Here is a 24,899-nt window from a genome sequence, read left to right as displayed (position 1 = left end):
GCATAGCCAGGAATGAGATGAAAAATGACTTTGAAGCGTGTTGCATCCATACCAATGCGCTTCAAAGCCGTAAAGAACACCGCTGGTTTCCAATATGTTCCCGAATAAGGCGCTTTGCAAAACAAGGAATAGCGTAGGCGGGTTAAAGCTTAAACAGGCAACAAAAATGCAAGCCGTTTAAGCTGCTCCTAGTGTATCGCCAGACTGCAAACCAGCCTCTTCCGTCTGCAATATAGGTTTAGCAGAGAGGTATTGGCGCCTATATTCCTCAAGGAAGGAATCAAGACTGTCGCCACCGCCCATTGTGCTTGCGACCGACAGGAACTCTACCCCACGATCATCAATAGGGCGCGTAACAACCTCAAAGGCAGTCGCATGCGGGGACTGGCTCATCTTCTCGGAGAACTTCTGACGCAGCCGTTCCAACCCAAGTCCGTCTTCGGCCAATGTGTAAGCAATTGCAGCACGAATAACATCAACCCGTTCAGAGTCAGCCAGCGGCACTTCATCAGACCAGCGACTGCCGTTCATCCGCTCAAGCTGCTCGCCAGCCTTCTGCCAGGACCGTGCGGACCACAACGTGTCCGCCCTTAGTCGGTCCACATCAGAGCCGGACATATTCCGCACAAGTTCAAGCGCAAGATCAGGACGACTGCTCTCGCTCAAAGCACGCGCTTCCACGATATTACGTTGCCGTTGCAACGCAGCTGGCAGCTGTCCCTGACGTGTCTGCGAAAGCACGCGCAGCGCTTCGTCAGGCTTACGGTTAAGCAGATAGACAACAGCTAGATCCGCAGCAATCTGCGCACGCGCTGCCCCTTTCAGACGCTTATCGATCTGATGGCGTAACACAGCAGCAGCCTGATCCAGCAAATCCATGTCGATCAAGCGACTGGCCAACATACGCGCCATTTCATCGCCCTGACGCCCAGCAGGCACCAGCTCGCGGAAATCATAGAACAATGCCAGTGCTTTGACCGGCTCCAGCGCCTGCGCTTTACCTTCCAAAAACAGCGTTGCGAAAACGGAGCCCATTTCCTGCTGAATATTGGAGGTGATTTCAGCTCCTGCATCCGATTGAACAGCCTGAGACATAGCCTCAAACGCTCTGCGGTAATTGCCTTCCTGTGAATGCAACTGAGCCATCAGCCGCAAGGTCTTCAGCTCGGTGTCATCACCACGCCATGATGCCGCCAGACCTTCCAGCTCCGAAAGTGCGTCCCGCGCACCAATCAAACCATCACGGTATCGCAGCTTAACGCTGAGGAATTGAGCTTCAGCACTCAGCGGCCCGTTGTTGGAGCGCACGACCAGATCATACACATCCAGCGCTTCCTGAGATCGCCCCGAGGCATCCGCAATACGGCCACGCAGCAAATCATAGAGCACCGCCTGCTCTTCATTCACATCAGATGGTTCAATCTGTGACAGCACGGCAAGAGCCTTACCAAAATTACCGAGCGCCAAATGCGTTTTGGCTGCTGCCAGATTAAAATTAACCTGCAACATCACTGGGTAGTTGGCCATCACGGCCTGAGCGCGCCCCAAATTGGCATGCGCTCCGGTCCAATCCCTGAGGTCGGAATGGGCGAACGTACGCCAAACCGCAGCATCTGGACTACTCGCCAGTTCTGGAGCAGCAAGATATTCAAGAGCTTCCGCAGGTCGAGACGCAAGTATCTGAGCTGCACCCATCATCACATTGAAGGTGGCATCCTTCTCGATGAGAGGATCTTCCTCCTCCATCATCCGCAGCATGCCAATCGCTTCCTGTGCAAATCCACTAGAGAGAAAAAACCGTGCCAAATCCAGCCGCGGGCCATTCATCTCTTGAGGATCAGCTTTAGCAAGGTTCTCCTCATGCACACGCAGATTACGCATGTAGTCCTCTGGCTTTTGCTGGTTGATCTGCGAAAACTCAATCAATCTCGGCTGTGTCGGATCCTTCACCTGAGACCCCACAGCCGTCCCTTTGGAAAGGCCACGATTGGAGATTTTCAAACCATCCGGTCTGGAGATAATCAGATCATCGCCCGACAGCTCAACATCAATACCATCTGCATTCGGAACAACAGCCAAACCTTGAGAACTCCGCAAGATCTGAACCTGCGGGAACCGATGTGATTTCAGGATACCCCGAACAGGCGCAGGTCCACTGACAACATAAATCCGGTCACCAACACTCTTATCTGTCAGCGTATGCAAGCGACCACTTGCACCAAATGGAAGGCGCAAAATGCTGGAGCCATCCCCTTGTACATTCCGCTCCACATCCACCGGTTTGGTTTTGGTGGAGATGGAAGGCCCAAGGGTAATCGCCCATGCTTCATCTTGATATTCAATTGAAAGCAGCGTGGTTCGTTTCAGGTCAAAACGTAAAACCTGCGCACCATCAGTTTCCTCTAGCTCGACATTACGAGCCAGGTCACTCAAAACAGCAGGAATACCGCGGCCATCTAGTTTGTCTTCACTATCAAAGACAGCCCAAACTTTATCATCACGGCGGAAAACAGCAGCACCAACATCCCCCACAAACGGGAACACCAGCCGCACAGTATCGCCAATGCGATAAGTCTCTACCCCAACCACTTGCCCGGCCGCATCATCCTCTTCCCGAATGATAGATTCAGCTGAGGCAGGCCGCGCCATTGGCAGCGATCCCACTTCATGAACCTCAAAAGGCGCTGCGATGACAAATGGCACAGGCTCTTCCACGGCCTTCGGCGCAATCTCCAGCGGAATGGAGGCCGGCCGGCCTGCATTCACCACTTCGGCAATCAAATCTGTTTCCGGCGCGGGGGCGGGAGCTGGCTCAACTGGGCTCGCGCTCGCTGCATTAGATGCTGGCTCGGCGACAGTCTCATCAACAGCAGGCTTCACCCTTGGGGTATCTACGGGCACATCGCCGTTGAGTGGCTCACCAACACGTTCCAGCTCAGGTTTAGCAACCGGTGTCGGCATCAGCGCGAATTCAAGCACCTCCTCATCCACGACAGCCTCTGGAACAGGTTCAGCAGCGGGCATCAAACTACCCGGAGATCGAGGATAAGCCTGTGGCGCAGCTGTTGGCAGAGCAGGCGTTACTGTTGTTCTATCGCCGAGTGCTGTAACAACGTTCGACGCGCCTTGAGGCACATCTGTGTTGCCAAACACTTGTTCCCGAACATCGGAAACGCGAGAATCCAGCTGAATAGCCTCATCCGGTGTGATGTCAACAATGAGCTGCTTACCTTCTTGGAACGACCGCACATCCGCCTTAGGGTCAACAATCATGTTGAAGATCAGATCGTTCTCACGAGACTTGGAAGCTGCATCCAAAACACTGGGCGGCAGGTGCGCTTTAAGTTCAGAAAGATCCAGAGCTGCTGAGTGATCAAAACCAACACGAATGTTGTTCCCACTGCGCTCGAACGTGCTGCCAACATTCACATTCCAATCAAAGATCAAACGCGTAAACGTCGGGTGCTCCCCAATGCGCAAAGCAACTTTGACTTCCTGATCTTCCAGCGCGTTGGCTTCTTCAAGTTCTTTAACCCGCTCCAGTGCTTTCGCTGCACGCCGTGCCAGTTTATCAATCACACCCTGCGGCAAAGCTGGTGGTCGCCCCTCATAAGTAGAGGGCAACAGGTCGATAAAAAGCTTCTCGCCCGCTTCCATGCTGTTGATGTTAAGCGGTTGGCGCAGAGCAAAGCGGAGGGCAGCCCCATCAGGGTCAGAACGGGCAACGGAGATATAATTGGCCAGCGCTTCAGGCACACCATCAACCTGAGCATCAACTCCGTCAGGGAATGAAATACGCAAAACACTCGTGGAGATGGAAGCTTCATAGGGTGGCAGCAAATTGCGATCAGGAAAAGTGATCACCATGCGGGCATATGTTCCGGCATCTTCAGCCGAGACAATTGCTGAGGCAGGCTCAGCCCAGCCATTCAGCACACTGCCGCTAAGAGCCGTCGTTGCGAGCATAATCGAGGCGAGCCAAGCTTTACCCCTCACAATGCGCGCACGACGCAGCGAACAAGGTAATATAGCGCGCAGAAAGGAACGCTTCTGCTTTTCCCCTATGTCGCCCATGCCCGATTCTTACTCCCAAAATTAATTAGGTATGTGTAGCAATTGGCTATTAACGCAAGCTTACACACTCCAGCATTTAGAGCATGAAACCACCAATTCAAACGATTAATTTCCCTGAATCTTAGGCAGAATAGTTGAAGTGGTTTTCACTTCTCGGCTTTCGCCAGATGCGAGCGCAATCGTCAATTGCTCTGCAACCTCAGTATCCATCGCAGACAACACATCCGCCATTTTACGTGGCTGCATCTCTCGTACCACCTTCAGCATGATATCCAGATCAAGCCGGTCGAAGATACGGGCCGCGTTTTTAGCCTTCATGCTCTCATAAATTTTCACAAGATCTAGGATTTCTTCGGCGGCCTGCTTTTCTTTCCGCTCAACATCCGCATCAATCTTGGCTTCCAACGCTTTAAGATCTTGAAAACGCTTATTGAGGCGGGTTTCCGCAGCACCCAGCATCTGTTCCCGTAACTCCAGCTCTTCCTCACGCTTGTTGAGCGCACTCCGGCGATTGCCAAGGCTGTTCAATACAGCAAGTTCAGACACGGAGTTGGTTGGAACACCGCTTTCCTTTACCCCACTACTAACCTGAGCCAATCGAATTTTTTGGCCTCCAGATGGATGGGGCAAAACACTGGCATCTGTCTTTTCACTCTCCTTCGCCTTTGCTGGTTCAGCCTGCTGCGCTTCCGAAACACGGACAGCCCCGATCGGGTAGCTGCCCTCCAGAAAGAACCCGAGGACTTTCAAGACAAGAAGAGCACTGCCTGCAAAAACAACAATGGGAAGGAGCCTTAGTCTCATGCCACACGGTCCTGAGCTTGCCTACGGAACCGCTCAAGACGCGCAGCAGATTCATTTGCAGCATCGCGAATTTCATGCGCCATAGAACGGACAGTCGTTTTTGGCGCAGGCTCCCGGTAGGTATTAACCGGAGCAACAGTTTCCTGTTCAGCAATGATCCCGGCAACAAGCCCTTCAGCAGCAGTCTCATAAGTGCGCTGAGATACAGATGGTGCAGAACCACGTGCGCCACGATCAGCAAGCGCACGATCAGCAACCTCGCCAATCCGGTCCAGAACCTCTTCACCTGCACCCAACTGATTGGAAAGCTTGAGAGAGACAGCTTCGGCCTCACCCAAGCGTGCACCAAGGGTACGATCGGCATTTCCAGCAGTAGATTTGAGGCCCATGATGGCGCGTTCAGCAATCTCAGTTGCTGTAATCAATTCGGCAATTGTTGCCCTCAATGACTCTTCATCAGATCGAAGGCGACTAAGGCGACCATTAAGCGTCCAGCAGTAACCAATGGTGATCACAAGGAGAACGGCAACGATACATTCAATAATAAGACCTAGGGACATCTTTAGTTTGTCTCCAGTTCGCTTTGTAAGGATTGTTCAAAAGCGGCCAGCGTCATTTTTGATTGCGTCAGCTTCTTCGATATTTCAATAGAAATGTGGTCATCAACGTGCCCCATAAGTCCCTCGGTCAAAGCAACCCCTCCGCATTTAACCTGCACAGGATCGCGAGGTCCAATGTCAAACAAAAGCGTCTGACCAACTTCCAGATTAAGAACCCGTTGGAGCGGGATAGTATTCTCGTAAAGCACTGCATCCACCTGCACTTCTGAAGCATGAACTTCAGTCGCAAGATGCTCTTCCCAAATCGGATCACGCCCGAACTTCTCACCCATGAACATCTGCAATAGCAGGTCACGAATAGGCTCAAGGGTCGCATAAGGCAGGACAATTTCAACTTTGCCGCCACGATCTTCCATATCAATGCGCAGCTCGACCATGATGGCGGCATTCGCAGGGCGAGAAATCGCAGCAAAACGCGGGTTGGTTTCCAATCGCTCAAGCGGGAAACTCACTGGAGACAACGGACTAAAGGCCTGCTCTGCATCCAGTAAAATAATTTCAATCATCCGGCGAACCAGATTGCTCTCAATCGTCGTGTAGGGACGTCCCTCAACGCGAGTTGGAGAGGAACCGCGACCACCACCAAGCAACACGTCGATAATGGAATAGATCAAAGAGCTTTCAACGGTAACAAGACCGAGACCGTCCCATTCCCGCGCCTTAAAGACACCCAGGATTGCCGGCAACGGAATAGAATTCAGATAATCACCAAACCGAACGTTGGTCATAGAGTCCAAAGAGACTTCAACATTGTCCGACGTAAAGTTGCGCAGAGAAGTCGTGGTCAACCGCACCAGACGATCAAACACAATCTCCAGCATCGGCAGGCGTTCATAGGACACCAATGCTGAGTTAATCAGCGCACGAATGCCGCCTTCATCACCCGTCAGGGACCCGTCCAGCGTAAAACCGAGCAGGTTATCGATCTCTTCCTGATTCAGAATACGGTCGGCACCACGAGACGCGCTCTCAATGTCAGGCTCGCTGTCATCGATCATAGCAGCCCATTGAGCTGCTGCCTCTTCTCCGCCTTCTACGCCTTGTTCCTGAAGCGCCGCGCCCCAGGCTGCGGCAAGATCTTCATCCCCATCACTGTCGCCGCTTTCGGCAAGAGCTTCCCCCCAAGCGTCATCCATGTTTTCGTCTTCAGGAGGAGTATCGGTATCTGACATATGCCGCTCCCCTACTGAACAAGGATCTCTTTAAAGAGAACCCCTTCAACCTTGGCTGGATAAATGGCGGAATTGATGCGGCGCAAAAGCTGTTCTTTCAAACGGAACAGACCAGCAGACCCTTCAAGATCAGCTGGACGCAGCTCACGCAGATAAATCTGAAAGGCATCAAGAATACGAGGCAAATATGGTTCTACCTGAGAAACCATGCGATCGCTCTCGACTTCAAGTGCGATACGGACCTTAAGATAAGTAGTACGACCCTGAGTTGAGAGATTTACCGTCATTTCAGGCAGGTCATAGAAGACAACAGGCTTTGTCTGCACCTGCGTTACGCTCCCATCCGCCAGCTCGACCGAGGTGCTACCACTCATATCAAACCAGTCCATGACATAGGCACCACCCACACCAAGAGTGAGCAGTAAAATACCCGCAATCGCGCCGATAACAACCTTGCGCTTGCCAGCTTTACCCTCGTCCTCAGTTTTTTGCAGTTCCGTATCTGCCATTTTGCGCCCCGGTGAATCGCAATCAAAGGTTTAAAAAGTGTTAATACAACCTAATTGGTTAACAAAGGTTACCAAATGGTTAATTTGATCTTACTAAGCAATTTTTGCCCACTAGGAAATCAAAGTAGGCACATTTTATCAGAGACTTAACAGATATTTTGCCGACCACCTCTGCAAAACTGCAGAAATCCGCCAAAGCGCAAAACTGGCACAACTTCTGCAAGAACCTTGGTGCGGCGGGTCTGAGGAGACCTGCAGTATGCTGGGGAGCATAAAATGGAAAACGCACAGCTGATCGGCTTATCACGCCAAAGTACCCTTCGACGGAACTTGGATGTGGTCGCCAACAATCTGGCAAACACGAATACAACTGGCTACAAGGCTCAAAGAATGATCTTTGAGGAATACTTGATGCCAAACGCACAGGCATCCGAGTTTCAACGCTCAGATCATCCCCTCTCCTTCACACAGGATGTAGGCACAGCCACTGTCCTGACACAGGGTCCAATTCGGTTGACTGGCAATCCGCTGGACATCGCAATTGATGGCGAGGGCTATTTTGCCGTAGCTGGCGCTGAGGGTGAACAATTTTACACCCGCGCTGGCAGTCTGGCCATTGATCCCGATGGAATGCTCGTCACAGATGCGGGCCTCCCGGTTCTGGCCGATGGCGCACCAATTCAGATCAATCCGGAAGACGGCGCAATCACCATCACCAGAGAAGGCGTTCTCTCAACACCTCAAGGTGAGCTTGGCCGTCTGGACGTTTATACCTTCGATAACCGCCAAGAGCTTATGCATGTTGGCGCAAATCTGTTCTCCGGCACAGACCCGATCCCAGCAACCAACCCATCCGTTCTACAAGGTGCCCTGGAAGGCTCCAACGTAGAAGGCGTTCGCGAAATCTCCCGCATGATCGAAATCACCCGTCAATACAAAAGCGTGTCCAAGATGATGTCGCAGCGCAACGAACTACGTCAGCGCTCCATCCGCGAACTTGGATCGGTTGAGGCTTAAGGAATAGAACAATGAAAGCTCTTCACATCGCCGCATCCGGCATGAAAGCTCAGGAACTGAACGTCGAAGTCATTTCAAACAACGTGGCCAACATGCGCACCACCGGCTACAAACGCCAGCGCGCAGATTTTCAGGATCTACTTTACGAAAACCAGCGCCGTATGGGGACACAAACCTCCGATGCCGGCACCATTGTTCCCAACGGCGTACAGATCGGCTCCGGCGTAAAAACAGCCGCCACAACCCGCATCATGTCCGCCGGTCCGGTCAATCAGACTGGTAATGAACTTGACGTTACTATTCGCGGCGAAGGCTTCTTCCAGATCCAGCGCCCGGATGGTTCAACTGGCTTCACCCGTGACGGTTCTTTCGCGCGTTCTGCATCCGGGCAACTGGTGACCAAAGACGGCTACCAGGTCCAGCCCGGCATCGTGATCCCGGAAAACGCCCGCGACATCACGATCAATGTTCAAGGTCTGGTTCAGGCTATGGATGACAACGATCAGGTGTTGAGCCTTGGCCAGTTGGAACTTGCGCGTTTCGTCAACAAAGCCGGTCTGGATGCCATCGGAGACAACCTCTTCCTTCAGACCCCGGCCAGCGGCCCACCACAAACCAGCAACCCAGGAGCAGCAGGCTTCGGCAACACGCTCCAGCGTCACCTTGAAGCCTCCAATGTGGATGCAGTGACCGAACTGTCCGACCTGATCTCCGCACAGCGCGCTTATGAGATGAACTCGAAGATCATCAAAGCCGCTGATGAGATGTACTCCACAACCACGAATCTACGCTAAGGGGTGATGTTATGAGGAAGTTGGCGACCACACTCTTTGCGGGCCTTATGATGCTCACAGCAAGCAACGCTTTTGCGGCAGCAACATTGCGCCCAACAGTGAATGTCGCGGGCCCGGTTGTTACCATCGGCGACTTCTATACCGAAGCGGGTGATCTGGCTCAAACCCCAATCTTCCGTAGTCCCGATCTTGGAACGACTGGCAATGTCTCTGCAATGATCATTGCGCAGCAAGCACAGGCAGCGGGCTTCATTCAGGCCGGAACCAACAATCTGACGACAGTCAGCGTTCATCGCCTTTCTATCCCGGTAGATGAAGCACTGATTTCAGATATCCTGCGCAACGCCTTTGCAGAACGGGCCCGCATTCTGCCTGAGGACATCGAGATCTCCTACACCACACCTCTCCCGATGGACATGCACGCTGACGTTGATGCAATCTCACCGTTGACAATCGGACGCATCAACTGGTCCCCACGCACCTCCCGCTTCAAAGTCATTTTGAATATCGTTCAGGAAGGCAGGACAAAACCAATTTCCATCCTTGGCAACGCATCGCAAATGGTTTCCATTTCCACATTAGCACGCCGGCTAGACCGCGGCACAGTCATCACCGCCAAAGACATCCGCGAGGAGCGCAAACCGATAGGACGTTACGCAGGCCGTGAATTTCTCGCCGCAGCCGACCTGATTGGAATGGAAGTCCGCCGCAACATGCGCGCAGGCTCTACTCTGACACCTAGAGATGTCGGCGAACCTATATTGGTAAAACGCGGCGCTAAAGTAACCGTGATCTACAAGATTCCGGGCATGAACATTTCAACGCAGGGCAAAGCCAAATCTGACGGCGGCAAAAACGACCTGATCGAGATCGTCAATCCAATTTCCCAAAAGACAATCCTTGCTGAAGTCGTTGGCAAAAACATCGCCATTGTAAGCGGCGCAACCACACAAGTTGCAGCCCTACTGGAGAACCGTTGATGCCTACAATAACCTTTGCAACAAAAATCCAGAAGTACACCGCTCTTGCAATCAGCTTGGTCGCATTGGCAGGGTGTGAAACTGCTGACAAACTTTCCAAGATCGGTCAGGAACCAGTCCTGACTGCCATTCAGGACCCACGCACGCAGCCGGGTTACCGCCCAGTGCAAATGCCAATGCCAATGAAGGAAACCCAGCGCTACAACGCCAACTCCCTCTGGAGTAACGGCAATCGGGCGTTCTTTCAGGATCAACGCGCAAAACGTGTCGGTGACATTGTAACAGTCAACGTGACGATTTCAGATAAAGCCGCTTTTGCCAATACATCCAAAAGCAGCCGATCCGACAAGAAAGACGCAGGCGCAGGCGGCGCACTTGGGGCAGCAATTGACAAATTTGCATTACCCGGAGGCTCCTCTGCAGATGCAATCGCCTCCATCAACAGCTCCGACAACTTTCAGGGCAGCGGTACAATTGACCGCACAGAGAGCCTGAAGACCACCGTAGCAGCCGTTGTAACGCAGGTCCTCCCCAACTCTAACCTCGTCATCGAAGGTCGTCAGGAGGTCCGTGTGAACCACGAAGTGCGTGAGCTCATCGTTGCCGGTGTCGTACGTCCGCAAGATATTGCCTCGGATAACACGGTGGAAAGCACGAAAATCGCAGAAGCCCGCATTGGGTACGGTGGTCGCGGACAGATCTCCGCTACCCAACAGCCGCGCTATGGCAGCCAGGTGCTCGATATCGTTTTACCATTTTAAATAATTTGAAGAACCTACAACCGCTCAATAAGCTCCCCAGCTTGAGCGGCAAATAAAACGGGCCCGGCCACATGCTCCCCAGCATGCCGGGCTCGTTTTCATTTCACGAGTGGGTTGAGCTTAACAAAAGCCCCCAAACACAAAACAAGGGAAGCGCAGTAGACCCGCACTTCCCTTGTTTTGTTTCTTCCAAGAAATTGTGCCTAAGAATTAAGGACCACAGCTTGAAAGGCTAATATTCCAAGAGCCTAAAGATCAATCATCACGATAGATCTTTTCGCGGCGCTCGTGAGCTTCCTGCGCTTCAATGGAGAGCGTCGCAATAGGACGCGCATCCAATCTGCGCACGGAGATCGGCTCGCCGGTCTCCTCACAATAACCGTAGGACCCATCTTCTATACGGGCCAAGGCAGCATCGATCTTAGAGATCAACTTCCGCTGCCGGTCACGTGCACGCAACTCAATAGACCTGTCGGTCTCTGACGATGCACGATCAGCCAAATCAGGATGGTTCGTGTTCTCTTCTTGAAGGGTCGCAAGGGTGTCCTTGCTCTCTTTCAGAATATCTTCCTTCCACGTGAGCAACTTTCTAAGAAAGTACTCCCGCTGTTGGTCGTTCATGAATGGTTCACCCTCTGAAGGACGATAATCAATTGCGACGTCAACTGCCATCTGAAACTCCGCCTACCTATATTGGCGGCTGGAATATAACGAGGGGAGGTTAAAACAACAATCTACTAAAAAGACGAATTTGTCTATGAATGCGATTATTCAGTGTATTCAGCGATTTACACGCCTATAAATATTTATAACTAACCGAATAAGCTGGGTTAATCGACAAAATGACCCAGTTTTGCCAGTTCGATTCTAGCTCTGACCTCAATATCTTCGATCACTCTGTCCAATCCGGAGTTGCCGCTTTTGACTCGCATGGACAGGTTGTCCACCAGACGCTCGAGGCGTTCTGGTTGAACTTTCCCCTGCAACATGTCCAGACGCAGCGCATCTAACTGATCCAGCAATTTGCTTCCGTGTTGAACGGCACGGCGCCTATCATCGACAGGAACGTCCATCTGCTGAAGAGCAAGAAGGGAATCCACGCCCTGAATGTTCGAGGAGGCAACGCTGGCAGAGGCATGTCCTACATTTGCCGCGTCTTCTTCAACAACAAACCCAGAGCCGTTATCTGAGCCAGACTCCTTACGTCGTTTGCTCCCCACTTTGCTCGTAGAGTTTAAACCAGAAACTGGTGTGGTGCGAACAAGCAAAGCGTTACCCTCTGAGCTACGTGTTTGGAATAAAAGGCCAGCCAGAACAGATTTGCCGACCGTCTCACACAAAACTTTACCAAGCAGGCAACAATTGCCGCACGCAAATTTATTGTGCTTTAACCCTTTATCCACCCTATACTAAAAATTCCTATTAAGTTCAGTTAGTTAAGAAATTGAAAATAGCCACTCAAAACTGGCATAAATTTCGCATGTATTTGGCAAATATGAATCGTATAGTCGGGTACCGATGTTCAATCTCGCAAGTCTAAGTAGAATCGCCGTCTTGGCATTTATCGTTCTTTTTGGCGCAACCCTTCCAGGTCATGCTGCCTCAAGGATCAAGGATATTGCTGACTTTGAAGGTATTCGTGACAACCAGCTGATCGGGTACGGACTTGTTGTCGGTCTACAGGGAACTGGTGACTCGCTCACCGCCTCACCCTTCACCCGGCAATCTTTGCAGGCAATGCTGGAGCGCTTAGGCGTTAACACCAATGAGGCTGAACTCAACACCAAAAACACAGCTGCAGTGATGGTGACAGCGAACCTCCCAGCCTTTTCCACGCAAGGGACTCGCATCGATATAACAGTGAGCGCCCTTGGTGATGCCAAAAACCTGCAAGGCGGCACATTGCTGGTTACCCCGCTCATGGGTGCCGACGGTGAGGCCTATGCAATCGCACAGGGCCCAGTTTCAATTGCTGGCTTTGCAGTACAGGGCGAAGCAGCCTCCATCGTGCGCGGTGTACCAACATCCGGCCGTATCCCAAATGGTGCCCTTGTTGAACGCGAAGTGGACTTCAAACTCTCCTCACTCAGCACAATCAAACTGGCGCTCCGCAACCCGGACCTGACAACATCACGCCGCATTGCAATTGCAGTAAACGAGTTGATCGGCCTGCCAACCGCTGAGCCACTCGATCCAGCGACTGTCCGTCTGACACTGCCAAAACAATATGATGGCAACATCGTTGACCTCCTCACAGACATTGAACAGCTGATTGTTGAGCCAGACCTACCAGCCAAAATCGTCATCGACGAAAGCTCAGGCATCATTGTCATGGGACAGCAGGTGAAGGTCTCCACAGTCGCAATCGCGCAAGGCAACCTCACCGTAACCATCGCAGAGTCACCTGAAGTGGTGCAGCCGCTTCCCTTCTCACGTGGCCGGACGGCGGAAGTACCTCGTACTGATGTGCAAGTAACCGAAGACAACAAACAGCTGGCGCTCGTAAATGAGACAATCACCCTTCAGCAGCTGGTCGACGGTCTCAATGCATTGGGCATCAGCCCAAGAGACCTGATCTCCATACTTCAAGCCATCAAAGCAGCAGGCGCGCTGCAAGCAGAAATTGAGGTTCTCTAATGTTATCTCAAGCCCAACTGCCCTCCCCTTCTCTGGCAACGTCTGCCGACCTTATCGCAGGTGCCAACGCAAATCAGGTGGGCGCATCCCGCGTGTCCGCTAAAACCAACGATGCGTTAATGGAGAAGGCAAAGGAATTTGAATCCGTTTTCTTGAACGAAATGCTGCAGAACATGTTCACAGGATTGGAAAACGGCGGGACATTCGGAACAGAAGAAGGCTCTGATGCGTGGAAATCTATGTTGATTAACGAGTACGCCAACACATTGTCTCAATCTGGTGGCATTGGCCTAGCTTCCACGGTTCATTCACAACTATTACAACTTCAAGAGACCTCGGAATGACAGTTCAGAACGACCCTGACGCTATTCAGGCAATTGTATTGTTTGAAGAAGCCCCGATCCAAACCCGGACACAAGCTGAAGTCTTCTGCGAAAGCTTTCACACCGCAATGGAAAACCTCGTAACCGCTATCGAGGCCGAAACGGAGCTGTTGCGAGACGGGCATATCTCGAAGCTTCCGACAGTGGCGCCGCGAAAGCATGCCGCAATCGAATCTTACCTATCTGGTATTCAGGTTGCGAGTGACAATGCGATTGCTCTGGGAAACCTTGCACCGCATTCCATTCAACGTATGCGCGAGCGCCACGGCGACCTGAGGCCCATCCTGCAAACCAACCTGCAAGTGGTATCAACAGCGCGCTCAGTGACTGACAACGTTATTGAGACTGTCGCTAAGGCCGTTGGTTCGCAAATGAAAACAAAAGGTTACACCGCTGCGGGTGTCATGACTTCACCACAAAGATCCGCTCAGGGCATTGCTGTTAATCAAACACTCTAAACACGCAAATAATGGCGTGCATATTAACGAAATAGGCCAAAGCCCCTCACTTTGCCTCGCTGAGAAATAGGGGAATTGTGCGGATTTGAATGTAATTTCATTAAATTTTGATTAAATAACACTCGTTAATATTAAGTTTATTTAAGAATATACACCGTAAAGTTGCCAAGAAGAAAACCGTGGGGGCTATATGGAAATTACAGCACAGAGACCGACACTCTTACATCAGTCGTTAACATCTCAGGTCGCTCCGGCAAAAGCTGAAACCGAACAGGTTCAGACAGAGCTGTCTGGCGCACGCGCTGTTACCGCGTCAGCAGAGACCACTGACAATCAAACAGCAACGAATAAGCCGTTCAAGTCGGATTCTCGCACAGGAGATCCACAAAAGACTGAACAGGCCACGCTGGATCAAGCCCGACTAGTTCGTCAATACAATTACGATGAAGATTCAAAAGAACTCATCTATTCGTTGACACAAGAACCTGAAGGCGACGTCATCTATGAACTTCCGTCCAAGACTGCCCGTCGCATTCGCGCATTCGTTGACGAAGTCATTCAGCTTCAGGAAAAGCGTAATCTTGGCGGTGAAGCCAAAGAAGTTGATCCAGCAGCCTACGAAACTAAGCAGACCCAGCCCACACAAGCCGAGCAGGAACGAGCAGCCTAAGCTTTATCCCCGCAGCTTGCTAAATCTATCCCCCTAGAGCCGTGTTGCCCCGCAGCATGGCTCTTTTTTTGCCTATCATGCCCCTTAGCAACACAACAACGCAAAACCACTCAGATATACGCATAGCAACGCACGCAGCAACGCAAACCACGAATCTCCTTGCGCAAACAAAGAAAAACGCGCCCCGAAAGGCGCGTTCTCCAAAACTCAAATCTGGTCGAGAGCTTATCGGATAAGCTGCAGAACAGACTGTCCAGCCTGAGTAGCCAAGCTTAGAGTTGTTGTCGCAATGGAGTTCTGAGTGTTCAAAGCTGCAAGATTCGCACCTTCAAGGTTAGAATCTGCAAGCGTCAGTTTACCAGCACCAGTTTGCAGTGTGTTAATCAAATCTGAAGTGAAGTCCTGACGGTTGGTCACAACGGAAAGGTTGGTACCAAAAGTAGATGCTTGCGCACGCAGATCAGTCTGAGCTGTACGAACCTGTTCGAGAGATTTCTCGATAAGATCGTCATCACCCCAACCGCGTCCATCAACCGCATCAAGATCTTTTCCGATCTCGTTTTTCTTAGGGTCAGAAAATTCTGCACCTGCACCATCCCCTTTAAAGCTGAATTTAAGGTCCTGGTCGGTAACATCAATGTTAATCTTATCATCTGCGACGTTAGCCGTAACGCCTGTAAGGCCACCAATAGCAGTAGCAAGATCACTTACAGATTTACCAGTTACATCAAAGGAGGATTTATTGCCATCTCCAAGCTGGAACTCGATAACGTCGCCGGATTTAAACGCATCAAGATCTTCAAGCTTAGTTGTTGCAAGCAACTTTTCTTCACCAGCTACGTTGGTGTCTGTGAACCCAGTAGCTGTTGTGCCAGCTGCTTCATAACCAATTTTGAAATCTTCATTCGCGCCGGAAATCTCAAATTTATCGACATTAAACGTTACAGTAGCCGCATCATTACCATCAATTTTCCGCAGCTCAGTTTGAATTTTTAAAGCCGTTGCATCAAGATCTTCAGCATCCTTCGTCTCTACTTCAAATTTCTGATCACCAGCAGAAAGCGTGATTTTATCGCCTTCCTCAAATTGATTAATAGCACTAATATTACTTGCGCCGGTTATAGCAGCACCAGCAGTAATGCCAATGTCAAACTTACCTGCATTCGGATCAGTTGACGGCGTACGTCCAAGGCTAAATGCGGCTTCTTCGTTACGCTCAGTTACAGAAGACTTGGTGGAACCAATCTTATCCAAAGTGAACGAGGAGTTTTCGGAGTCTAGGTCGGTGTAATCAACAGCACCAATTTTCAGCTGAGATGAACCATCTTCGTTGAACTTAACAGTCAGATCATTGCCGTCACCACCAAGAAGGTTCTTACCTTTGTAGCCAGAATCCTTGGCAATATCTTCAATCTGTGTACGCAGTTCATTGAATTCTTCTGCATACTTGGCACGAGTAGACTCGTCTTTTGATTGAAGAGCCTGGTTTGCTTTACCTTTAGCCGCATCAAGAAGCTTGTTGATACCACCAATACCCTTATCAGCAGCATCCAGTGTAGAAACAGACTGCCCAATATCATCCTGCAGGTTGCTCAAATCGGACGCACGTGAATTCAAAGAGGATGCTGTGAAAAATGAATTTGGATTGTCGAGCGCGGAGTTCACTTTATTGCCGGTGGAAAGACGCTCGGAAGTCTGAGAAATCAAAGAAGCTGTATTTTGCAGAGTACTAAGGTTGGAGCGCACCGCTGCAGTGAGTGTAATATCAGACATAATAACTATCCTTTCTAGGATGAAGAGAAGCTCATTCTTGAGCTATTCGTGACAATCGTCACTGCCTCTGTATGGGAGCCACAATATTGCCAGCCTCTTAACAAGCAACCCAGAGTAGTTATTTTTGACAGGATATACAGACTTATCACCAAGAAATTACACCGTCAGAAAAGACCCGTAAGTACATATGGAGAGCGACACCGGAATCTAAAATGACAGGAGAAAACTAAAGTCGCTTGCTTTCCTTAAGCCCACGGAATATCGAAGAATTTCCATTGTACAAACAACCAATATTAACCAATTGATGGGCAATTGAGACTAGATTTAAGTAAGGAAGGTGAACATGGCGCTTAAGGTAGAATTAAAACCTGGAGAAATGCTGATTGTTGGCGATACACTCATCACCAACGACAAACAGCGTGCGCGCCTGTTCATACAGGGAAAAGCTCCCATTTTACGGGAGAAAGATATCATGACCGTTGAATTGGCAGATACGCAAGCAAAGAAGATATATCTTGCTGTTCAGCTCATGTATCTCGAGGGCGACATTACGACAACGCAGAGTGAATATCTGGTTCTAATTGAACAGATGCTCAACGCCGCACCAAGCACTCACCCCTATATCAGTGACATCAGCACAGCCATTTTGGCGGAAGAGCTTTATCGTGCACTTAAGCTCGCCAAAAAATTGGTTGAATATGAAAGGACTTTGATCAGTCATGTATCAACAAGCAACTCAAGCATATCAGCAATCCGCCAACACCTCGGCATCGATGGATCCGAGAGCTCTGGAAGCTGAAGCTTTGATGAAAGCTGCTGCGCGACTGTCAGTGCTGCAAAGGGAGTGGACTACTGTTTCGATAGAAGAACGTAATGACGCTCTCATATTCAACCGCACACTTTGGACGATTTTTGTTGCCGAAGCGACTGAGACTACCAGTGAACTTCCTTTCCCGCTGCAAAACAATATTGCAAATCTGGGTTTGTTCATTTTTAATCGCACCTTAGAGATGATGGCAGGGGAAGACCCTGTTGCCTTGGAGACCATGATCAACATCAATAAGTCTTTGGCGGCAGGACTACGCGGTCAAAAAGCGGCTCCATAAACACCAAAGCCTCCAGCAAATGCCGGAGGCTTTTTCGTAGATGCCCACGATTTCTAAAGAAACCGAGTGATCGTCAGGTTCAGCAGCATTGATGTTGCTTTAAAGGACGCATCTAAATCAGTCTGCAAAACTGCAATTTCCGTTGCAACCAATGTTTTGTCTACATTCTCCGCGCTGCCCAGAGTATTCTGATAGCTCAGCTTGGTCTGTGTCAGGCGTTCAGCAGTGCTCACAACAGCTGTGTTCACAACGGCAATCTCAGCGGCTACGCTCTGAATGCCGGAATTACTATCACCAGCAACAGAGAGTGCAGCGTCGCTGCGCTTTGCCAAAGCACTGTAATAAGATTTCGCCTCAGCTTCACTGGCTGCGTCATCAGGTGTAGCTGCAATAAAATCTGCCGCAACAAAGACCGCTAAGTTCTGCAGCTGTTCAGAAAAGGCGGATTCATTTGCACGTGCACCATAATTGACACTTACATTATCGTCGATTTGAACTGACTTATCAGCACGCGGATCCTCGGAGTTTTCTGTACCCGTATACCAATCGACAAGAAGATCAGTGGAAGTCTCATACCCAGACCCATTCGCCTTCGGTACTTTTGGAGCAGGATCAGCGCGTCCATGATTGCCGAAGAATTCCTCACCTGCCTGCACATCAGCAACGGCGCGAAGATCTGTCTTCGCAATATCAGAGATGGCTTTATCAAAGGCGACTTGGGCATTTTGAGTGCTTTCAAGTGCAGGGTCAGCGCCGGTACCAATCAAAAAGGTTCCCTCACCTGCATCAGGATCATCTGTAGCGGTTAGCCTAACAATAGATTTTGTGCCATCTGGAAGCTCAAGCTCAACTTCAATCGTATCGCCAACTTTTGGGGTGTCATTAAATGTAAAAGACCCCTGTTTTCCCTTCGGATTAAGAGGATCAGTTAGATCTTCAGGCACAACTGCCGTTGCCACATCAGCAGATGAAGCGGTTACTGAGTTGATCTTAAAGCCAAAGCCCTCAACATTATCTTGCTGAAGTGTCAGAACAGGAGAGCCAGCAGGGACGGTTACACTACTTCCCAATCGCCCATTCTGCGAACTCCCGAGGTGGGCGCTTTCATAACGAGCCATAAGCTCCTTAAGACCCATCTTCCCATCTTTGCCGTCCATAATATCATCAAGAGGAGCAACAGGAGGCCCACTCGCGTCTTTACCGCCATAAAGATAATAACCATTAACATCAGTATTCAGCTGCGAAATCGTCTCATGCAGCATAATTTCTGTAGCTTGTTGGCTTGTCGTTTGACCACCAGTTGTCAACGTGTAGTTGTTATCATCAATAGAGCTTACACTTTCAGAACGCATTTTCTCCATATATTCCAGAGATTTACTCATAAGCGTCAGATGAAGACTCGCGGTCGCATTCGTATCTTCGTAGGTTTCAATGCCCGAAATTTCACGCCGCATATCCAACGCAATACGGGCATCAGCACTCATACCGCCGTATGTTTGCGCCTTATGTCCCGAAGTCAATTGGATCGATTTGTCTTCCAGCTGCGTCTTTTGCTGCATGAGCAAATCAATCATATAACTATGAGATTTTGAGTATCCGATTGTATTCATTGGACGGTCCAATCCTCAAAAGCGCTAAATAATATTCATAAGAGTATCAAGCATCTCATCAATAGCCTTGAGCACACGCGCATTTGCAGCATATGCGTTCTGCAATTCTGTGAGTTTAACAAGTTCTTCGTCAACGTCTACTTTGTAGCTGTTTTCGTAAGCATTTTTCGAGATCACCTTCGCAGCGCTCGTATTGCTCTCAGCAGTATTTGCGGCACCCGCCACCAAACTCTGCTTAACGACCGTTTCAATCGCAAAATCAGATATAGACCCCACATAAGGAGCATTCTGCGCGCCTATGCCAGTCCCAGGAGAAAACGTAAACTCTGTTTTCGTTAATCTATCTTTTATGAGATTGGCCCGATCAGAATTCTGTTTATCAGATTCACCAGCCAATAAACTCGGGTCATTTAAAACTGCTTGATTAACAACGATACGTTGCGCGTACCCCGTCTTCTGTCCGCCATTTTCCAACGCTCCGGTATAGGGCGTACCGCCATCTCTGGAATCTACGAATAAAGGGAGCTCAGCCCCATCAGCGCTGGTGACAGTACGAGTATTCTTGGCAGCTAACCCAGTAACTTCGATCGCCCCTGGGCTTGTCGGCGCTAATACCTTCAAACTACCCGTTGCATCAACACTGACATCAAATCCAGTGCCAAGAGCACTAGAGATCTGGCTTTGCAACGATGCCGCATCTGCTGGGATCACAATCCCATGCACGATATCGTTTGAATCCGCCGTAACATCAGGGGACAGTGGTAACAAACTAGAGTCGGTTACCGCGACAAAACTAACTTTACGCGTTTCGCCGCCATTGACCTTGAACTCCAACTCGATTTTGTCGCCTGAAGACTTGAGGCTCGACGTATCCACGCTAAGGCCAGTCGCGGCAGCAGGGGCTCCTCCATCATCTGCGGCAACGCCCTCAGCTGTTTGTTGAGACAATGCCAGCGACATTTGACCAGCGAGTTCATCAAGACGAGCTTGCGTATCTGGCAAGGCTTCATCTCGCAATGAAACCAACGCCCCTATGCTACCACTTTGCAAATCATATTTATTGAGTTCAATGGACGACCCTGACGGCGTAATTACCTCAATAGGATTACCCTCAACACCTGCACCCAAGGTTGGGCTAGATGTGAACTTAAGTTCTGAGGCCTTGTCACTATAAAGCGTTTGCCCCGTGCGTGTGGAAATTCGCAGATACCCATCACCATCCCGACCAACATCGATATCCATTTGACTGGACAGTGATTCAAGCTGGCGGTCCAACTGATCTTCCAGATGAACCGTTGTTCTGCCCGCAGCGCGTTCAGAGATGATGCTGTCTTCTAGACTTTCAATCCCTTTAAGCGTCGAATTAATGCCATCTACGTTCTCTGAGATTTGAGTATCGGCATCCCGGCGCATCTCTTGAACTGAATTGGAAGTTCGATTGATACTCTGCGATAATGTTTGAGCAGATGTCACAGCCACTTGTTGCGCACTTTGCGAGCTGGGATCTGTAGCAAGTGACGTCAACGCGCTCTCAAAGGTATTGACCAGATTTGGTATCGAAGATGTATCCCCGACTTTCCCAAACATCTGGTCCAACTGTTTGATATAGGCGTTATATTGCGTCGCGAAGGCAGCGTCGCTCTGACTTTCCCAGTAGGAAGACTGCAATTGAGTATTGACTTGGCGTTGCACCTGATTGGAAAGGACTGACGACGCAGATGTAGCGGTGTTATAGACCTCAGTACCAACAACGCTTTTCAGTGTGTAGCCATCAACACTGGCATTGGCGATATTTTGCGACGTGACCGCCAACTGAGCCTTTGTCAGTGTCAATCCCGACATTGCTGCATTTAGTGCAGATCCCAGACTCATCCGCTACTCTCCTAAAGAGGATGGGTCAGACATCACGCATGACCCAAAATCCGTAAATCAACGAACGATATTCAGGACAGAATCCAGCATCTGGTTTGCTGTCGAGAGCACTTTTGAATTTGCAGAATAGGCCTGTTGTGTGATGATCAACTTCGAAAACTCTTTCGCGATATCAGCATTGGAGCTCTCAAGCGCTTTGGCACGAATAGTACCACCACCACGGAAGTCGGGTTCACCAGACGATGAGGTTTCAGCAAACGCTGCACCATCTATACGCTGCAGCTCCTGCTCAGCAGCAAACGTTGCTACTGGAACTTTAAACAGCTTCTGTGATTTACCGTTTGAGTATTCGCCAATGACGTAACCTTCAGAATCGATGGAAACATCTCTCAAAGTACCTGCTGGATAACCATCCTGAGCCAAATCGATACCGGCCGCATAGCCAATTTTGTCTTCATACTGTGTGAGCTTATCTGTACCGAGGTCGAGGTTGATGTCGCCCATTGAAACGCCATTAACTTCTAAATTAGGAATTTGAACAATTCCCGCAGCAGGAGTAACCAGGCGCCCCGCAGCGTCAAAAGTCACATCAGTTACGGCTTTCCAGGCAACTTCGTTTCCAGTCGCCTTCGTGTCGCTGTTGTAATACAGCGTCCAGTTATCTTCAGCATTAAGCGCCCAACGTAACTCGACGTTTACCGGCGTACCATTTTTATCATAGACAGTTTCAGATCCACCTGGAACAGAACTATCAATGAAGTCCTGCGCTTTTTCACCCGTCACAACACTGCGATCAACCGTACCACCCACATTGAGCGGTTGGGGTGTAAAATCCATATCAACTAAGCCGGAAGCTGGAGCAGATGCAGACGCTTGGTCCACTTCAAGCGTATCAAAGGAAGAAATGCTAATCTCACCACTTGCCTGCAGTTCAGCTGTAACACCGTGCATACCATTAAGTTTATTGACGAGATCTTCAACCGTTGTATCGGCTGTAATATTAAAGGTGACGTCTTTGTTCTTACTAAGCTTGAACGTCAAAGTGTCACCAGCGATAAACTGAGTGGAATCCACAAGCTTACCCGTAGCCGTCAATGCCGCTCCACCCGTAGTCGCAACCAGAGCAGGCGTTAAACTCGTTTCAGGCGTAGAAAACACACCAAGATCTACGTATTGCGAATTAGGAACAGTCGCATTGTAGTCATTGGTTGTTGGCGTTGACGGCAAATTGCCTTGGTAGTCAATCTTAGTGGAAGGTTCAGCAGGCATTGGCTTATCTGAAACCTGAATTGCCTCAGCCTTATCACTTGTCGATCCCGTCGCCTGATTGACCGGATATCCTTGCAAGAAATAACCCGCTGCATTCACTAGATTACGGTCTGCATCAAGCTCGAAATCGCCTGCACGGGTATAATAAAGATCCGGTGTTGGCTGAGAAAGACCGTCACGATCAGTCACTACAAAGTAACCAGGACCATTGATCGCCATGTATGTATTTTTATCGGCAGATTTGATGTCACCAGACAAGTAGTTGGTCGCACGCGATGTCGCGACCACAGTGCCGGAAACTTGCTCACTCTGACGGCTACCGGTGCTGGCAACCAAATCAGAAAAGCTGGTATCCAAACGCTTATAGCCTGTGGTCGACGAGTTCGCCACGTTACCAGAAATATTCTCCAACGCCTTGGATTGGGCATCCAAACCGGTCGTTGCAGAGTTAATTGCACCATAAATACTCATCGAGCCCACCTAAATCTAATACGCTCATACTTGCGCAAATTCTGAAGATGCCGATGCAACTTACATGCCAACCAATTAATTGGAATTTTCTTCATGTAATTCAATAACTTAAAATTTTAACTTATTGTTAACCAAGCAAAACCTAAGTCTTACTCGGCAAAAATATCGAATAACTAGGCACAATCTGCCATACCGGGAAAAATTCACCCACACAAACTGAAACCAATTGTTAGCTCCAGTGCAAACAGGAAGGGATTGCCGAAGCGAATGCAAATCACTAGTGTTTTCGCCAAGCACATTTATACAAGCAGGAATTAGACATGAAATTTGAAGGGACCTCCCAGTACGTTGCCACGGAAGATCTCCGTATTGCAGTCAATGCAGCAATTACCCTCGAGCGCCCCCTGCTTGTTAAAGGTGAACCTGGAACCGGCAAAACTGTCCTAGCAAAAGAGATTGCCGACAGTCTGGGCAGGCCATTCCTGGAATGGAACGTCAAATCCACCACAAAAGCCCAACAGGGCCTTTATGAGTACGATGCAGTTTCTCGTCTGCGCGACAGCCAGTTGGGTGATGAACGCGTCAAAGACATCGGAAACTACATTCGCAAGGGTAAGCTTTGGACTGCTTTCGAGATGGACGAGCGCCCGGTTCTCCTGATTGACGAGATCGACAAAGCAGACATCGAGTTTCCGAACGACCTTTTACAAGAACTCGATCGCATGGAGTTCTACGTTTACGAGACTGGCGAAGTGATCAAAGCGCGTCAGCGCCCGATTGTCATCATCACCTCGAACAACGAAAAAGATTTGCCTGATGCATTCCTGCGCCGCTGCTTCTTCCACTTCATCAAATTTCCAGATGCGGAAACGATGAGGGAGATCGTCAATGTTCATTTCGGGAAGATCAAAGACCGCCTTTTGAAGGAAGCCCTCAACTCGTTTTACAATCTGCGCGATATTCCGGGTTTGAAGAAAAAACCATCGACCTCTGAGCTGCTGGACTGGATCAAACTGCTTCTGAATGAGGATATAGATCCCGATACTCTCAAAGAAACAGAAAGCCGTAAGATCATCCCACCACTCCATGGCGCGCTCCTTAAAAACGAACAGGACGTACATCTGTTTGAACGTCTTGCCTTTATGAACCGACGCTAAGCCAGAATAATACGAGCACAGCTGTGCCTTATAAGAGCAAGAATAACATGAGGCACAGCCTGAATTTAACTCACACACCTGCAATGCTGATCAGACTTGCAGTAAGTCTATGCTTTCTTATGGGCTCGGCAGCAAGCACTCTGGCGCAATCAAACAACAGAGTCTCCGAAAGCCTGCTTTACCAACCACGTATACTGCAAAATGGGTGGCGTAAGGATATCGACGCCCTCACCCATTTCTCGGGCATGTTCTGTCCAGATTACATTGGTAAACTGTCAAGGTCAGTTCTTATTCCAGATATGAAAGAACTGGGTATTGGTTGCATCTATGAAACGGAAGGCGGCAAGATCAAGACCATATTCCGTAGACATAAAAAGGGCACAGCAAAGCAGGTATTGAGCAACTTTAATTCTGGCTTCACAGAAAGTCATTTCCAGCAGCTTAAACTAGGAATCCCTGAAAACGAAATCGCATTTCGAACAGAAACAATGGAGGGAATGGGCAGAATTGAAAGCTTAATAAGCTATACGGCGCCAACCTCTGACTATACCGTATGGACTTCCATTTCGGACCAATTGCCCATCAGTGAACTTGACGAAGTTCGTTTAAACTTCATGAATCTGGCGATCAAAATAGAAACCGACCTGCAAAAGAACTAGTTGTCCTCACGACAGTAAACCTGCATGCAGCATGAACTCAATAAGCTCATAGGAAAAATGTTCAGCAGCCGTTATTCGTAAATACGAGTGCGATTTCATCGTT

Annotated in this window: 23 protein-coding genes; 12 read left to right on the top strand and 11 right to left on the bottom strand. The window is 49.6% G+C overall.

From position 1 onward, the window contains the following. Positions 1–177 precede the first annotated feature (177 nt). The 5 genes from BLS62_RS24830 to BLS62_RS24810 form a co-directional block, all read right to left on the bottom strand. Positions 178–4,074, bottom strand: coding sequence for a tetratricopeptide repeat protein (locus BLS62_RS24830; protein ID WP_208991086.1), 3,897 nt, complete (start codon positions 4,072–4,074; stop codon positions 178–180). Positions 4,075–4,179: 105 nt separating this feature from the next. After that, positions 4,180–4,878, bottom strand: a complete 699-nt coding sequence (locus tag BLS62_RS24825; RefSeq protein ID WP_093187563.1) for a MotE family protein — start codon at positions 4,876–4,878, stop codon at positions 4,180–4,182. Further along, entirely contained in the window at positions 4,875–5,438 is a 564-nt protein-coding gene (locus BLS62_RS24820; RefSeq protein WP_093187560.1) for a DUF6468 domain-containing protein, read from the bottom strand. The genes BLS62_RS24825 and BLS62_RS24820 overlap by 4 nt, the downstream gene beginning before the upstream one ends. A 2-nt stretch (positions 5,439–5,440) precedes the next feature. After that, a complete protein-coding gene (gene fliM / locus BLS62_RS24815; RefSeq protein WP_208991255.1) occupies positions 5,441–6,634 on the bottom strand; it encodes a flagellar motor switch protein FliM in 1,194 nt (397 codons plus the stop codon). 47 nt (positions 6,635–6,681) lie between these two features. Then, positions 6,682–7,179, bottom strand: coding sequence for a flagellar basal body-associated FliL family protein (locus BLS62_RS24810; RefSeq protein WP_093187554.1), 498 nt, complete (start codon positions 7,177–7,179; stop codon positions 6,682–6,684). Between the two features lie 276 nt (positions 7,180–7,455). Between BLS62_RS24810 and flgF the strand changes: the two genes are divergently transcribed. The 4 genes from flgF to flgH are packed head-to-tail and all read left to right on the top strand — an operon-like array spanning position 7,456 to position 10,731. Beyond that, positions 7,456–8,196: a flagellar basal-body rod protein FlgF gene (flgF, locus tag BLS62_RS24805; RefSeq protein ID WP_093187552.1), complete on the top strand. Its 741-nt coding sequence runs from the start codon at positions 7,456–7,458 to the stop codon at positions 8,194–8,196. 11 nt (positions 8,197–8,207) lie between these two features. Next, positions 8,208–8,990, top strand: a complete 783-nt coding sequence (flgG, locus tag BLS62_RS24800) for a flagellar basal-body rod protein FlgG (RefSeq protein WP_093187549.1) — start codon at positions 8,208–8,210, stop codon at positions 8,988–8,990. Positions 8,991–9,001: 11 nt separating this feature from the next. Next, entirely contained in the window at positions 9,002–9,970 is a 969-nt protein-coding gene (gene flgA, locus BLS62_RS24795; protein ID WP_093187547.1) for a flagellar basal body P-ring formation chaperone FlgA, read from the top strand. Then, the gene (flgH, locus tag BLS62_RS24790; protein ID WP_093187544.1) at positions 9,970–10,731 is read left to right on the top strand and encodes a flagellar basal body L-ring protein FlgH; all 762 of its coding nucleotides are present in this window, start codon (positions 9,970–9,972) and stop codon (positions 10,729–10,731) included. Before flgA ends, flgH begins: the two co-directional genes overlap by 1 nt. Before the next feature lie 255 nt (positions 10,732–10,986). Here flgH and dksA read toward each other — a convergent pair whose 3' ends face one another. After that, a complete protein-coding gene (gene dksA, locus BLS62_RS24785; RefSeq protein WP_093187542.1) occupies positions 10,987–11,403 on the bottom strand; it encodes an RNA polymerase-binding protein DksA in 417 nt (138 codons plus the stop codon). Between the two features lie 158 nt (positions 11,404–11,561). Next, positions 11,562–12,071 carry a flagellar assembly protein FliX gene (locus tag BLS62_RS24780; RefSeq protein WP_208991085.1) on the bottom strand — a complete coding sequence of 170 codons (510 nt, stop codon included), beginning with the start codon at positions 12,069–12,071 and terminating at the stop codon, positions 11,562–11,564. 214 nt (positions 12,072–12,285) lie between these two features. On the opposite strand from BLS62_RS24780, the gene BLS62_RS24775 reads away from it, so the two are divergent. The 4 genes from BLS62_RS24775 (at position 12,286) to BLS62_RS24760 (ending at position 14,879) form a co-directional block, all read left to right on the top strand. Continuing rightward, positions 12,286–13,368 (top strand): flagellar basal body P-ring protein FlgI, encoded by a 1,083-nt coding sequence (locus BLS62_RS24775; protein WP_244283616.1) that lies wholly within the window; start codon positions 12,286–12,288, stop codon positions 13,366–13,368. Further along, complete coding sequence (locus BLS62_RS24770) at positions 13,368–13,712, top strand: rod-binding protein (protein WP_093187538.1); 345 nt, start codon at positions 13,368–13,370, stop codon at positions 13,710–13,712. Before BLS62_RS24775 ends, BLS62_RS24770 begins: the two co-directional genes overlap by 1 nt. Continuing rightward, positions 13,709–14,209 (top strand): hypothetical protein, encoded by a 501-nt coding sequence (locus BLS62_RS24765; protein ID WP_093187536.1) that lies wholly within the window; start codon positions 13,709–13,711, stop codon positions 14,207–14,209. Before BLS62_RS24770 ends, BLS62_RS24765 begins: the two co-directional genes overlap by 4 nt. Positions 14,210–14,399: 190 nt before the next feature. Then, positions 14,400–14,879 (top strand): hypothetical protein, encoded by a 480-nt coding sequence (locus BLS62_RS24760; protein ID WP_093187533.1) that lies wholly within the window; start codon positions 14,400–14,402, stop codon positions 14,877–14,879. 225 nt (positions 14,880–15,104) lie between these two features. On the opposite strand, the gene BLS62_RS24755 is transcribed toward BLS62_RS24760, so the two are convergent. Further along, positions 15,105–16,652 carry a flagellin N-terminal helical domain-containing protein gene (locus BLS62_RS24755; protein WP_093187530.1) on the bottom strand — a complete coding sequence of 516 codons (1,548 nt, stop codon included), beginning with the start codon at positions 16,650–16,652 and terminating at the stop codon, positions 15,105–15,107. Between the two features lie 343 nt (positions 16,653–16,995). Here BLS62_RS24755 and BLS62_RS24750 point away from each other — a divergent pair, with 343 nt between their 5' ends. Together BLS62_RS24750 and flaF are read left to right on the top strand one after the other, a co-directional pair. Then, a complete protein-coding gene (locus BLS62_RS24750) occupies positions 16,996–17,451 on the top strand; it encodes a flagellar biosynthesis repressor FlbT (protein ID WP_093187527.1) in 456 nt (151 codons plus the stop codon). Continuing rightward, positions 17,372–17,758 (top strand): flagellar biosynthesis regulator FlaF, encoded by a 387-nt coding sequence (gene flaF / locus BLS62_RS24745; protein WP_093187523.1) that lies wholly within the window; start codon positions 17,372–17,374, stop codon positions 17,756–17,758. The genes BLS62_RS24750 and flaF overlap by 80 nt, the downstream gene beginning before the upstream one ends. 53 nt (positions 17,759–17,811) lie before the next feature. Here flaF and BLS62_RS24740 read toward each other — a convergent pair whose 3' ends face one another. From BLS62_RS24740 to BLS62_RS24730, 3 genes are read right to left on the bottom strand one after another with little or no spacing between them, the layout of a single operon-like run. After that, a complete protein-coding gene (locus BLS62_RS24740; protein WP_208991084.1) occupies positions 17,812–19,368 on the bottom strand; it encodes a hypothetical protein in 1,557 nt (518 codons plus the stop codon). Between the two features lie 24 nt (positions 19,369–19,392). Next, on the bottom strand, positions 19,393–21,240 hold the full coding sequence (gene flgK / locus BLS62_RS24735) for a flagellar hook-associated protein FlgK (RefSeq protein WP_093187520.1): 1,848 nt from the start codon (positions 21,238–21,240) through the stop codon (positions 19,393–19,395). Positions 21,241–21,297: 57 nt separating this feature from the next. Next, positions 21,298–22,980, bottom strand: a complete 1,683-nt coding sequence (locus BLS62_RS24730; RefSeq protein ID WP_093187518.1) for a flagellar hook protein FlgE — start codon at positions 22,978–22,980, stop codon at positions 21,298–21,300. A 320-nt stretch (positions 22,981–23,300) separates the two neighbouring features. Here BLS62_RS24730 and BLS62_RS24725 point away from each other — a divergent pair, with 320 nt between their 5' ends. Together BLS62_RS24725 and BLS62_RS24720 are read left to right on the top strand one after the other, a co-directional pair. Beyond that, positions 23,301–24,137 carry an AAA family ATPase gene (locus tag BLS62_RS24725; protein WP_093187515.1) on the top strand — a complete coding sequence of 279 codons (837 nt, stop codon included), beginning with the start codon at positions 23,301–23,303 and terminating at the stop codon, positions 24,135–24,137. 47 nt (positions 24,138–24,184) lie between these two features. Continuing rightward, positions 24,185–24,796 carry a hypothetical protein gene (locus BLS62_RS24720; protein ID WP_143521596.1) on the top strand — a complete coding sequence of 204 codons (612 nt, stop codon included), beginning with the start codon at positions 24,185–24,187 and terminating at the stop codon, positions 24,794–24,796. The last annotated feature ends 103 nt before the right edge of the window (positions 24,797–24,899 follow it).

Source organism: Pseudovibrio sp. Tun.PSC04-5.I4 (assembly GCF_900104145.1).
Lineage (GTDB): Bacteria > Pseudomonadota > Alphaproteobacteria > Rhizobiales > Stappiaceae > Pseudovibrio.
This window is presented reverse-complemented; position numbering and strand designations above follow the sequence as displayed.